Consider the following 11,907-nt stretch of genomic DNA (forward strand, 5'->3'; position numbering starts at 1 on the left):
TGTTGACGAACATAAAACCCACGGCATGAATAGTCAGAAAATATGTTATGCTTCAAAGGATGAGACGAGGAATGCTTGCACTCAATCCCATGGCCGGAGAAAGTAGCTCACTTGAGACTCTTTGTGAACAAGTGCGCCATTTGAAAAAAGACGGATTTCTGGATGAACTTTGCGTTGTCTCTGTCGTTCATAAAAGTTATTTCCCGTTTTCTTCAGAAACTTACAAAGAACGCCATGATGAAATCGTGAAAGACATTGAGCATTCACTGGCTTCGGGTCTGAAGGAAAGATTAGAATATCAAGACATTCAAATTCTTGAAGCTCCCTCATCCACAGACGACGACGTCGTTCGTACTATTTCAGAATGGATTTTTAAGAAAAGAACGAATTTTCTTATTCTCGGAGTGAATGGCCATCAAAATCTAGCTCACGGATCTTTAGGTGGCATCCCCTCAACAGCATCTTTTTTATCTCCAGTTCCTTTACTTGTCGTCAACGTGGCAGATCCGGTGCATGAAGAGTTTAGCTCCGCGCCAGCGGTTCTGTTTGCTGTTGACGCCTCCGAACCTCCCAGTCTGAGGGCGTTACGTCGGTTTGCTAAGATCGTCGAACCGCTCAAGGCGCGCATACACCTTGTGCACATCTTAAGAAAAAGAAAAATTCTAGGGCAGCGTCTGCGTCCGGTGGCGAATTTTGATAAAGCTCGCAGAGTCTTACTTGAGACGGCTCAGCAACTTCAAAATTTCGGTGTGGAATGCAGCATGGAAATATTAAAAGAGCAAAGGAGTGTGGCCTATACGCTCGCAAACTACGCCGAACGCAACAAGATCTGGATCACGGCAGTGACCTCACCGGTCCGAGATATTAAACATCGATTGCTGTGGGGCTCAACCACGCACAGTCTTTTGGGACATTTAAAATGTCCACTTCTAGTTTTGCGTACCAGCTAACGAAGCTCTTAGTTCACTGCGGATTTTTTCTAGCAGCAATCCCAGCTTGTTTTTTCCGGTGCGATCGCCGCAGTCGCCCCAATAACAATCGTTTTGAGTGTGCTCGAATATTTTTGCTTCACCCGTTGAAAGTAAAAGCTCTTTTAAATCGGGATAACGATTGAATTTATCACGCACGGCCTTTTCCATGATGCTATCTTTTCTGGCTTCCCAGTCCGCGCGTTTGGGAGTGCTTTTATCGCGTCCACGCAAAGCCGCCTCCATCGGGGTCGGAGCGCTCTTCACCCATTCTATCAGCTTGGGATCTGTGTACTTGTGGGCCTGATAATAGTGTTCACTTGTAGGCCACCACTGATTGTCAACGTGTACCGGAAAAAGGGCGAAGTTGGAAAACTCTCCGTAGGCTTGTTTGGTTGAGTAAAAATCAAGAACTTCACCCTGAAATGGTGTTAACGGAGTGCGAGGAAATTGCTCATAGTGGGTCGGTTTAATTGAGGAGTGTGAGCAGGATGAGAGGAGTAAGAAAACGAAAATAGAAAGAGCTTTCATAAGACGGTTATTTCAGACTGAGACTTCTGCGTCAAGACAGGCCTTGAATCTTGACGGAACCCGGTCGTAGGCATACAGTCATAAAAGGTATGACGCCTTCATTATTGCGCTCATTTTTAAAGCATCTTGTAAAGCCATTTTTATTGGCTTTAGGGATGCTTTTTTCGTTTCAAGTGGTGATGTCAAATCTATCTCTGGCACAATGTCATACAGATAAAATAGCTACCGAAGCTGGCAGCACGGCTGGCATCGCCCACGATGATCATGCAGATCATTCCGAAGGTGAATCACATAGTGGGGATCTGGGATTTTGTTTATTTGGTCACTGTCACATGCACCACTGCTCAGTCCTAGTAACTGAGTTGTCGGTGAAAGTTTCAGCTTTTATTATGCCTAACAAGCCGGGGTTTTTAAAAGAGTCCCAGTTGCACTCGATATTGCCATTGGAAAAACCATGGCAACCTCCGCGCGTTTAATCTAAGCCAACATTCTCCAGCAATTATTTTCATCATTTTCTTTAGCGAAACTGAGGTTGTCGCATGTTGAACGCTATTATTAGGTTCGCCTTGAACCATCGGCTACTTGTGGTTGCCGCCACAGCTCTTATCGTCGTTTACGGAGCCGTCACCGTGAACCATCTTCCTATTGATGTTTTTCCTGACATCAACAGGCCCACAGTCACTATCATGACCGAGGCTCACGGAATGGCTCCTGAAGAGGTCGAAACTCGGGTCACATTTCCGATAGAGTCCTACTTAAATGGCCTTCCTGGAGTCGAAAGAATTCGTTCTCAATCCGGGATTGGTCTATCTGCTATCTATGTTGAATTTGAATGGAATACGGATATCTATCGCAATCGTCAGTTAGTCCAAGAAAAACTGGCTTTAGCAAAAGAGCGCTTACCCAAAGACATTTCTCCAACTATGGGTCCCATTGCTTCCTTAATGGGGCAGATCCAGCAAATCGCTCTTTATTCGGAAGATTCTTCCATCAATCCTATGGAAGTGCGTAACATCGCCGAGTGGGTTATTCGCCCTCGCTTGATGACTATCCCCGGAGTAGCGCAGGTCATATCTATCGGGGGAGGATTAAAGCAATATCAAATTCTTCTGTCCGCGCAAAAAATAAATAAGTACCAAGTGAGTCTGGAGCAGATCGATAAGGAGCTTTCTCAGATTAGTCAGAACACCACGGGTGGTTTTTTAGAAAAAGATCAGCAAGAGTTTTTGGTGCGCAATATTGGCGTTGTAGAAACGGTGGACGATATCAAGAATACAAAGATTGGTCTGCATTTTGGTCGTCCGGTTTTTGTAAAAGATGTGGCTGAGGTGGTGGAAGCTCCGAAATTGAAACGAGGTGAAGGCAGTTTCATGGGAAAACCTTCCGTCGTTATGACTATACAGAAGCAACCGGGAGCCGACACCGTGCAAATCACGGAAGGTGTTGAAAAAGCGATTCAAGAAATCAGTCCTTCGCTCCCGAAAGGTTTAGTTATCAATACGGATGTCTTTAAACAGGCCAATTTCATTCAAACTTCAATTCAGGGAATTCAAGGAAAACTAAAATGGGGAACTATTTTGGTTTTCGTTGTCCTGTTTATTTTCCTTTCGAATCTTCGCATGTCACTGATTACGCTCACTGCCATCCCGGTTTCGTTTTTGGCGACGGCTCTGGTGTTTAAATGGTTTGGTCTTTCAGTGAACACCATGACTTTAGGGGGCTTGGCAATCGCTATTGGAGAGTTGGTAGATGACTCGATTGTTGACGTAGAAAATGTTTTCCGCAGGCTTCGCGAAAATGCGAAACTCACTCAGCCACGTTCAGCCCTGAAGGTTATCTACGATGCGTCTTCAGAAGTTCGAAACTCCATTGTTCTGGCGACAGTGATTATCGTCATGGTATTTTTGCCGCTGTTTAATTTAACCGGTTTAGAAGGAAGACTCTTCACTCCTTTAGCCGTTGCTTATCTCACCGCACTTCTTTCTTCATTGATAGTTTCACTGACTGTGACACCTGTCTTGGCTTCTTACTTTTTAGGCCATTCTCACCTTAAAGAACATCAGGACACTCGATTTGTTCAGGTATTAAAAAAATGGGATAAAAAAGTATTGGAGTGGGCCCTTCCCCGGTCAAACCTGGTAATGATATTCACAGCGGGACTCATCGTGGTTGCTCTAAGTCTTTTGCCATTTATGGGTAAAGACTTTTTACCTCAGTTCAACGAGGGGACGGCGATGGTCAGTATCAGTGCTCTGCCGGGAACAAGCTTGAAACAGTCCAATGAATACGGCAACCAAGCTGAAGCGCTAATCCTAAAATCCAAAGAAGTAAAATCAGTTTCTCGCCGCACGGGGCGCGCAGAGATGGACGAGCATGCTATGGGTGTTCATGTCAGCGAAATGGATGTGGACTTCCATGCGGGGGGACGAAGTCGGGAAGTGGTGATAAATGAGATCAGGGAAAATCTGAATCAGGGTCTTCCAGGTCTTGCCGTAAATATTGGTCAGCCGATCGGCCACCTTATTGATCACATGCTCTCGGGTGTGAACGCGGCTATCGCCATTAAAATCTTCGGACCCGATCTGACGACTTTACGAGAAAAAGCCGCAGAAGTGAGAGAAGCCTTGGAAGGAACTCCTGGCTTAGTCGATCTTCGTATCGAAAGCCAAGGTTTGATTCCACAAGTTAAAATTCACGTTCTTCGTGAAGAGGCCGCGCAATACGGTATGAATCCCGGCGAAATCACCTCTCTTTTAGAAGGGGCTTTCAATGGAGAATCCGTGGCGCAAGTGCTCGACGGCACGAAGGTGTATGACGTTTTTTACAGATTTGATGATAGCTCAAAGCAGACTCTGGAGCAGATGCAGAAGACGGTCATCAAGACCATGCCCGACGGAAGAAAGGTGTTGCTAGAGCAGGTCGCAGATATCTATGAGACCAATGGGCCCAACGAGATCAATCGCGAAAATGGACAACGTCGCATCGTCATTTCCGCTAATGCGAACAAACGAGATCTGGGAAGTCTTATCGCGGATCTACAGAATAAAGTTTTAGCAAAAGTGAAGCTACCCGAAGGCTACTACGTGGTGTACGGCGGGCAATTTGAAAGTCAGCAAAAAGCCACTCGTAATATTTTGCTTTTTGGTTTGATTTCACTTGCTGGTATCATCCTGGTTCTTTATTCGCACTTTAAATCAAGAACCATCACCGCACAGATTATGATCACGATTCCATTTGCATTTATCGGCGGAATTATTCTGTTGTTCTTCACGGATCGCACCATCACAGTTGCAAGTCTTGTCGGATTCATCACCCTTTGCGGAGTGGCTTCGCGAAACGGCATTATGATGATTTCGCATTACCTGCATCTGATGAAATATGAAGGAGAAATTTTCTCTAAAGAAATGATCATCCGTGGATCGCAAGAGCGCCTGGTCCCTGTGATGATGACCGCCTGTGTTGCTTCATTGGCCTTATTGCCTCTGGTTTTTGCCAAAGGAGAGCCGGGGAGTGAAATTCTTCACCCCGTTGCTGTCGTCATTGTAGGTGGTCTTATCACGGCGACCTTATTGGATATTGTGCTGACGCCCACACTCTTTTACCGCTTCGGTAAAAAGTCGGCAGAAAAATACACTCAAGAAACTAATAAATCAGAAATCTTATAATAAAAGGAACACACTATGAAAAATCTTATCTTTGCACTGGTATTTTGCTTCTCAATCTCATCTCTGGCGCACGAGGGACATCATGATGCACCCGGTATGGTGCAGGCTCCAAAAGGCGGCGTTATCAAATCTTTAGAAGAGTCGCATATTGAAGTTGTGGCTAAGGGAAATGAGGTCAAAGTTTATCTTTATTCGAAGGATTTAAAACCTGCGGATGCAAGCCGATTTAAAATCAAACTGTCTGCCGAGCTTCCCAGAGCTAAGAAGAAAGAAGCTCTAGAGTTTAAAGCAAATGGAAACGTGCTTGAGTCGAGTTTTGATGCAAAGGGCGCGCATCGCTACACGTTGATCGTCAACATCTCTGATTCCGTGAGCGGACATGATGACGTGCTGAAGTTCACTGTGGAACCTCGAAAATAGAAGGTTGTAATGCAATTCAAAAAATATTTTCTAATTCTTCTAACATTGGGATGTAAATCCACGGCTTGGGGAGCAGAAAGCATTTCTTTTGATAAAATTGAAGAGCTGATCAAAGCTAAAAACCCCGTTGTCGAAGCGATGAAAGAAAAAGCAGAAGCGAAAAAGGCGAGGGAGGGGGCCTTCGGCCGCTCCTTCTTGCCCGACGTCAGTGCTGAAGTTTCTCAAGAGAATTTTAAACTTGGAAGTGAAGTGGAAGACACACAATCGTCTTGGAAGGTCGAGGCAAACCTCAATCTTTTCCGGGGTGGATCAGACTTAAAAGAAGAACAATTGCGTGAGCTCGAAACAAAAAGTGCTCTGTCTGACGAGCGAAGATCGGTTCAAGAAGAACTGCAAAGAGCTTATGAGATTTATTGGCTTTTGGTTTTCAAAATGGAAGTTAAAAGTTCTTTAGAAAACCATTTGGCCTTATCACAGAAGAATCTAAACGAAGCCAATCGTCGCATCAACTCAGGCGTTGCGACCAGCACAGATCGCTTAGAATTTCAGATGAAGATGTCTTTGATCCGACAAGAGATTTCCTTGGTTGAGAAAGACATCCGCAATCTTTCAAAAAAACTGGGGATTGCATTAGGGAAGAATGATGCGGTTGTGCCACAAGGTCCTTTCCAACATGTGCATGACTGGGAGATTAACATTCAGCCCCTGAAAGTCGCGGATTTACCCCACGTCAAGAAAGCGCGTACCGAGGTTGAAATTTCAGAAGCACGCAAAAGTCAGTTGAGGTCAGGATATTTACCAGAGCTAGATCTATATGCTGGATATTCAGAGCCCAACCAACGAGAAGAGCGTGACATTCCTTCAGCTTCAGAACGCCGGGAGTCCTACTTCGGCCTGAAGGCGTCTTGGTCTTTAGGTAAAGCCGTTGATGCTGGCGTAGAGCGCGGAAGTCTGCAAAAGGAAACAGCCGCAAAGACGAAAGAGCTTGATTACTTAATTAAACAAACTCAGGCAGATCAAGAGGCCGTTATGGATGGTTTAAAGACCTTGCATTCTTTTGTGCACGACGCCGAAGAAAATATTAAAGCGTCACAGGCTTATCTGGATGCGACTTTAAAAGAATACGCACGGGGAGTTAAAAACTCACCCGATGTGATGGAGGCGACGGAAAAGTATATCGAAGCAAAAAAAAGATATGCTGAAATCAATCGCGACTTCAACACTCTTTATTCGTCTCAGTTAGCTTTGCATACTCAACGATAAAATAAAAGCACAAGGCCTAGAACCTTGTGCTTTTTTAGTGCACCTTCAGTGCAAGTTTACCTAAATGATGCTCACTCAAGGCCTGGTGAGCATCGACGACTTTTTCGAGCGGGAAAATCTGTGACACGTGCACTTCGAATTTTCCTGACTCCGCCATCTTATGAAAGCGTTCTAAGATTTCATGTTCGACATTCCCATCGTAAGTTTTCACTAAAGGGACGGTTTCAGTTGGCAGAGTCACTCCATTGGGGGCCACGACTCTTCCCTGGGGTTTTAGGCATTTAAAAAGTTCTTTGATTTGTTTTCCGCCAGCCGTCAGAAGAATTGCATCAAGGCCGTCTGGAATTTTCTGATTGATCTGTTCAACGAGATCTTCAGAATGCCCGTCTAAAACCACGTCGGGATTTAGTTTACTAACTAGGTTCACGCCGTCTTTTCCCGATGCTACGGCCACGACACGCGCTTTTAAGCGTTTTGCAATTTGCACAGCCAAATGCCCGATGCCGCCACTGGCTCCGAAGATCAAAATGCATTCTCCGGGTTTAAGATTTAAAGTGTCTTCGATTCCGCGCAATGCGGTGATGCCGACGCCGGACATGACAGCGGCTTGTTCTAGAGAAAGATTTTTCGGAACATGAAAAACAAGATCTTCGTCAATGGCGACGTATTCTGCATAAAATCCCCCTTTGGGATTTAGAAAGCCTGAGGCGTAGACTTTGTCGCCAATTTTAAAATTCTTTACGTTTGTGCCCACGGCTTCAATAACACCTGCACCTTCAGAACCTAAAATATAGGGGAAATGCGACTTTTCAGATTTATATTGTTCAAATTCACCATGAAGTTCAGCGGGATCCCAGGGGCCAACACCTGCATATTCGACGCGGATAAGAACTTCGTTAGCATCAAGAGTGGGTAAGGGAAGGTCTTGGGGCTTCAACTCCTCAGATCCTCCGAATTTATTGATAGAGATCGTGTGCATTGTTTGCGGCGAATTCATTTCCTACCTCCCTGATATGTATATCAGTATAGGAACATCTATTCGCGCGGGCGAGCCTCCAAAAGCTCGACGTAAAAAAGCAAATTGGAGTTGGGAGGGATTTTTCCCACGCTACGCTCTCCATATCCTAAGTGTGCAGGAACAAAAAGAGTGCGCTTTCCGCCTTCACGCATACCCATGAGGCCCATGTCCCAACCTTTAATGACGCGTTTAGAACCGATCACAAACTGAAAAGGTCTGCCATGATCATAAGAAGAATCAAACTTCGTACCATCTTCAAGAAACCCTTCATATTGACAGATCAAAAGAGCCCCTTTAACAGCCTCTTTACCAGTACCAACAACTGTGTCCGTAATTTTTAATTCACTAGTGTCCATAGGAAACTGATAGCGACGATCAGGGGTCTAGTCAAGAAAAGGCACGAGGAACTCAATCTGCCGTCGGACAGAGATTTCCACTTGGAAAATACCTTTGTCGAAATTAGGCTTAAAATATGAAGACTTTGATTTTTGTTCTTAGTTTCCTTTTTATTGCGACGTCCTGGGCTGAAGACACTTGCGTCATCCATGAGGCGCAAGATCTCTATAAATACCAAGATCAGATTCTGGCTTTAGCTAAAAAAGCGAAGACACCCGAAGCATTAAAAAATGAAATGCAGAGTCCTCTGCGATGTCTTGTCGAAACATTTAAAGACAGCGACGACATGTTAACTAAATACGTTGCGGGCTCTTGCCTTCAACGTTTGATGGGCGGTCCCGAAATCCAAGGATTCAAAAAAAATAGAGAGCATGACATAGTTTTCCAATCTTTGATCAACCAGCAGTTAGAACAAAGTGATCTTCTCACCAAATCCGAAATTTCGGACTTCGCTCAGGGAAAATGGCAAGAGTATATCGATTTTTGTAAGGGAAGTGTCACCGAGCTTCTTTGCAGCGAACTTTTACCAACCAACGATCGTATTAAAGTGCAAAATGAAATGCTGGGCGCGACTTCTATGTTAGTTCTAAAAAGTGCCTATCATCAGTTTTCCGGAGAAACAAAAAGAAAGATTCACCAGCAGATCACCAAACTTTATCGCGAGACTTCCAAAGAATCTCCGCTAAAAAGACGGGTGATTGAACAAATCTACCGCGAAATAAATAAACCTTCTATCGAGCTTCGGGGCTCTTAAAAGCTCACACACAGTTTCTTTAATCCGCTTTCACAGGTGTATATGGTTCTCCATAGTGACCTCAGACGCTCTTGTGACGGCCCCCCTTTGAATGTTCGATTCTGAGAATGTTCACAACATTGTTAATTTATAAACACGATCGTTGAGAGTCTGGGGCCTCCGCCGATACTTTTAACTGAGGTCGGATTAAGAAACGACTAAAAATAGTCCTGGCGCGCAGATCTTCTCGATTGGTCACCTCTATCGAAGCCCTGCTGCAGTTTTATGGAACGTTAAGGTTGTATTTTTCGCTCGGCCTGCTTGTAGGAGGAACCAGATGAATAAACTAGATTTTAAGGAAGTTCTCGACAGGAATTTTTTAGGAGACTGGGATCTTTTCAAAATTGTTACCGACACATTCTGCGATACGGTCCCTGGTCAACTTGGCGACTTGAAAGCCGCGATAGCTTCCCGACAAAATAAAAGAATCAAAGAAACCGCCCATAAACTTAAAGGATCTGTGGCTCACTTTCACCATCTAGATCCCGTAACAACGGCCAAGAGCATCGAAGAACAGTGGCAAAATCCGAACTACCCCGAGATCGAAGCATCTTTTATACGTCTTAACGGCGAAATATTAACATTGATGGCCGATCTAAAAACGATCTGCTCCGCCAAGTAATCCTAACACATTTGTAAAAGGGAGCTTCTTAGCTCCCTTTGAAGTTTTAACGGCTGTCTCAATTCTGATTCGCGTCCTTAGGTTTTCACATCTTTCATTTAAAAGCTTCTATAATACCGCTCATAATAAATGTTTAACTTTTGATGATAATTCTGATGTTACATCAAGAACGCTTAACAACGTCCCGATCTACTTAGCAGTGCTTTGTATTAAGTTGAACGTAGATGGAAGGGATTCTTATGAAATTCGCACTCAGTTTAAAAGCGAAACTTTTATTGCTCTGTAGCTTCATGGCTTTAATTCCGGTCGCTGTGGGAGGCATCTCTTACTTCGGATCGAACAAAATCAGTAACGACTACGAGGAAGTCTCAAACCGCGTTTTGCCAAATGTGCAACTGTCGAATGAGATGTATTTGAATTTTAGAAATGTGCGTATTGGCCTACGCAGTCTTGGGCTGCCCGGATTGACGAAGGAACAAGCCAAGGAATTTGCCGATCGTGTTGAACAATATATCAGTGATTATGAGGAGCTTCGAAAAGAGTATATCTCGGTGCCCTTTTTGCCTGGCGAAGATGCTTTATGGAGTGAGGTTGATTCCACATGGTCTTCTTTCAAGCTGATTGGCGCCCGAGTTCTCAAGCACTATCAATCAGGAACGCCTGAAGATCTCGCGGCTATGAATAAAATATTTCTTACGGAATGCCCTGATTCTGCGGCGAGATACTCGAAAGCCATTGATGCGTTAGTCGCTTTTCATAAAGCATACGGAGAAGGATCTGTCACTAAGGCGCGAACGACCGCTAAAAACATGGGCTTTTCAATCACCCTCGCCATTGTCTTTGGTGTCGCCATTGGTCTCGGGGTAGGAGCATTTTTCGCATTTAGTTTAAGTAATAGTATTAAGAAAGTTTCTGAAGAACTTGCTTCAGGTGCTCATCAAGTCGAAGATGCTGCTGGTCAGATTTCAAACTCGTCTCAGTCTCTAGCTCAGGCTTCCTCTGAGCAGGCCGCATCATTGGAAGAAACCGTGGCGACTATGGAAGAATTAACCGCCATGGTGAAGATTAACAGCGAAAATTCGAAGCAAGCGGCATCCTTGGCGCTCTCCACGCGTGAGGTTGCGGTAAAGGGTGAAAGCGAAATCCAAACTCTGATTCAAAGTATTCAGGCGATTTCGGCTGACTCTAAAAAAATTGCCGACATTACTTCTGTAATAGATGATATCGCCTTCCAAACGAATCTTCTGGCTCTTAACGCCTCAGTTGAGGCTGCTCGGGCCGGGGAGCAAGGTAAGGGCTTTGCTGTTGTCGCTGAAGCTGTTCGCAATTTAGCTCAGCGAAGTGCCGAATCTGCAAAAAGTATTACATCGTTGATCAACGAGAGCGTTGAAAGAATCGAGCAGGGAAGTTCACAGGCCAATCGCGGTGGTATTGTCCTTACGGAAATCGTGAATGCTGTTAAGAAGGTTGCTGATCTTAATAGTGAGATGGCGACGGCCAGCGAAGAGCAGTCCAATGGCATCACGCAAATCAGTAAAGCCATGAATCAATTAGATCAAACGACGCAAGAAAATGCTTCTATATCTGAAGAAGCCGCGGCAGCCGCGGAAGAACTTTCTGCTCAGTCGCAATCTCTGCTTCGCAATGTGAATGCACTAGAGTCGGTTGTCTCTGGAGAGTTCGCTGAAGAAGCTTCTTCAGCGAAGAGCGGTCGTTCTCAGGTTTTTGGATCCGCAGAAGGTGCTTTTGCTCGAAAAGTTGGCATCTAGAAGAGTTTAGAAAGAATTTTGGAAAAATATTTTTGGCGAGGTTTGAGAGTCTTCTTTTAAACTTCGCCTTATATTCGAGCAAAAAGGCCCCTTTTTAGGTGATTTTTTCAGCAGAGGGGTTGATTTTGCTTAAAAATAGGGCAAGATGTGTCGTATCAATGCCCTCAATATGGGCATTAAAAAAGCTTGCAAGCGCCGGGAATACCCACTATAAACCGTGCTTCCTCGCTAAGTCGTTTCGGAATTATCCAAACAAGCTAAGTGCTAAACCATTGATTTGTATTCAGTGTTTTACACAAACGCTTTTTTAGCGAGAAACACGAATTCTTTTTCATAAACGTTTTTTTAAAATTTTTTTGAAAAAGTGATTTTAGGGTGTTGACAAGGCCGCAAGGTTTCGATACAACCGTCTACCTCGTCGCTATGAAACATTAACGATGAGTAAGAATTTTCGCTCTTTGA

11 protein-coding genes are annotated in these 11,907 nt (G+C 44.4%); 8 read left to right on the forward strand and 3 right to left on the reverse strand.

Features of this window, described 5'->3' with window-relative positions:
• The first annotated feature begins 71 nt into the window (after window positions 1–71).
• Window positions 72–950, forward strand: coding sequence for a universal stress protein (locus AZI87_RS17650; protein ID WP_063209783.1), 879 nt, complete (start codon window positions 72–74; stop codon window positions 948–950).
• Here AZI87_RS17650 and AZI87_RS17655 read toward each other — a convergent pair.
• A complete protein-coding gene (locus AZI87_RS17655) occupies window positions 930–1,499 on the reverse strand; it encodes an NADAR family protein (RefSeq protein WP_081112283.1) in 570 nt (189 codons plus the stop codon). The two genes, AZI87_RS17650 and AZI87_RS17655, sit on opposite strands and share 21 nt — an antisense overlap.
• Before the next feature lie 89 nt (window positions 1,500–1,588).
• Between AZI87_RS17655 and AZI87_RS17660 the strand changes: the two genes are divergently transcribed.
• The 4 genes from AZI87_RS17660 (at window position 1,589) to AZI87_RS17675 (ending at window position 6,847) form a co-directional block, all read left to right on the forward strand.
• Window positions 1,589–1,975 (forward strand): hypothetical protein, encoded by a 387-nt coding sequence (locus tag AZI87_RS17660; RefSeq protein ID WP_063209785.1) that lies wholly within the window; start codon window positions 1,589–1,591, stop codon window positions 1,973–1,975.
• 63 nt (window positions 1,976–2,038) lie between these two features.
• The gene (locus AZI87_RS17665) at window positions 2,039–5,164 is read left to right on the forward strand and encodes an efflux RND transporter permease subunit (protein ID WP_063209787.1); all 3,126 of its coding nucleotides are present in this window, start codon (window positions 2,039–2,041) and stop codon (window positions 5,162–5,164) included.
• A 15-nt stretch (window positions 5,165–5,179) separates the two neighbouring features.
• Window positions 5,180–5,584 (forward strand): hypothetical protein, encoded by a 405-nt coding sequence (locus tag AZI87_RS17670; protein WP_063209789.1) that lies wholly within the window; start codon window positions 5,180–5,182, stop codon window positions 5,582–5,584.
• 9 nt (window positions 5,585–5,593) lie between these two features.
• Entirely contained in the window at window positions 5,594–6,847 is a 1,254-nt protein-coding gene (locus tag AZI87_RS17675) for a TolC family protein (RefSeq protein ID WP_063209790.1), read from the forward strand.
• A gap of 34 nt (window positions 6,848–6,881) precedes the next feature.
• On the opposite strand, the gene AZI87_RS17680 is transcribed toward AZI87_RS17675, so the two are convergent.
• Window positions 6,882–7,844, reverse strand: a complete 963-nt coding sequence (locus tag AZI87_RS17680) for a quinone oxidoreductase family protein (RefSeq protein WP_216635275.1) — start codon at window positions 7,842–7,844, stop codon at window positions 6,882–6,884.
• Between the two features lie 38 nt (window positions 7,845–7,882).
• Entirely contained in the window at window positions 7,883–8,221 is a 339-nt protein-coding gene (locus tag AZI87_RS17685; RefSeq protein ID WP_063209792.1) for an FKBP-type peptidyl-prolyl cis-trans isomerase, read from the reverse strand.
• Window positions 8,222–8,337: 116 nt separating this feature from the next.
• On the opposite strand from AZI87_RS17685, the gene AZI87_RS17690 reads away from it, so the two are divergent.
• The 3 genes from AZI87_RS17690 to AZI87_RS17700 all read left to right on the forward strand — a co-directional run bounded on the left by AZI87_RS17690 (window position 8,338) and on the right by AZI87_RS17700 (window position 11,445).
• The gene (locus AZI87_RS17690) at window positions 8,338–9,015 is read left to right on the forward strand and encodes a hypothetical protein (protein ID WP_063209794.1); all 678 of its coding nucleotides are present in this window, start codon (window positions 8,338–8,340) and stop codon (window positions 9,013–9,015) included.
• 316 nt (window positions 9,016–9,331) lie between these two features.
• The gene (locus AZI87_RS17695) at window positions 9,332–9,676 is read left to right on the forward strand and encodes an Hpt domain-containing protein (RefSeq protein WP_063209796.1); all 345 of its coding nucleotides are present in this window, start codon (window positions 9,332–9,334) and stop codon (window positions 9,674–9,676) included.
• A gap of 239 nt (window positions 9,677–9,915) precedes the next feature.
• Window positions 9,916–11,445 carry a methyl-accepting chemotaxis protein gene (locus AZI87_RS17700; protein ID WP_063209798.1) on the forward strand — a complete coding sequence of 510 codons (1,530 nt, stop codon included), beginning with the start codon at window positions 9,916–9,918 and terminating at the stop codon, window positions 11,443–11,445.
• Window positions 11,446–11,907: the final 462 nt, after the last annotated feature.

The sequence above is a fragment of the Bdellovibrio bacteriovorus genome, from assembly GCF_001592745.1.
Classification (GTDB): domain Bacteria; phylum Bdellovibrionota; class Bdellovibrionia; order Bdellovibrionales; family Bdellovibrionaceae; genus Bdellovibrio; species Bdellovibrio bacteriovorus_B.

Bases quoted from the DNA above. Each gene is read 5' to 3' on its own strand.
- AZI87_RS17650 (WP_063209783.1), top strand. From the start codon at position 72: ATGCTTGCACTCAATCCCATGGCCGGAGAAAGTAGCTCACTTGAGACT.
- AZI87_RS17655 (WP_081112283.1), bottom strand. From the start codon at position 1,499: ATGAAAGCTCTTTCTATTTTCGTTTTCTTACTCCTCTCATCCTGCTCA.
- AZI87_RS17660 (WP_063209785.1), top strand. From the start codon at position 1,589: ATGACGCCTTCATTATTGCGCTCATTTTTAAAGCATCTTGTAAAGCCA.
- AZI87_RS17665 (WP_063209787.1), top strand. From the start codon at position 2,039: ATGTTGAACGCTATTATTAGGTTCGCCTTGAACCATCGGCTACTTGTG.
- AZI87_RS17670 (WP_063209789.1), top strand. From the start codon at position 5,180: ATGAAAAATCTTATCTTTGCACTGGTATTTTGCTTCTCAATCTCATCT.
- AZI87_RS17675 (WP_063209790.1), top strand. From the start codon at position 5,594: ATGCAATTCAAAAAATATTTTCTAATTCTTCTAACATTGGGATGTAAA.
- AZI87_RS17680 (WP_216635275.1), bottom strand. From the start codon at position 7,844: ATGAATTCGCCGCAAACAATGCACACGATCTCTATCAATAAATTCGGA.
- AZI87_RS17685 (WP_063209792.1), bottom strand. From the start codon at position 8,221: ATGGACACTAGTGAATTAAAAATTACGGACACAGTTGTTGGTACTGGT.
- AZI87_RS17690 (WP_063209794.1), top strand. From the start codon at position 8,338: ATGAAGACTTTGATTTTTGTTCTTAGTTTCCTTTTTATTGCGACGTCC.
- AZI87_RS17695 (WP_063209796.1), top strand. From the start codon at position 9,332: ATGAATAAACTAGATTTTAAGGAAGTTCTCGACAGGAATTTTTTAGGA.
- AZI87_RS17700 (WP_063209798.1), top strand. From the start codon at position 9,916: ATGAAATTCGCACTCAGTTTAAAAGCGAAACTTTTATTGCTCTGTAGC.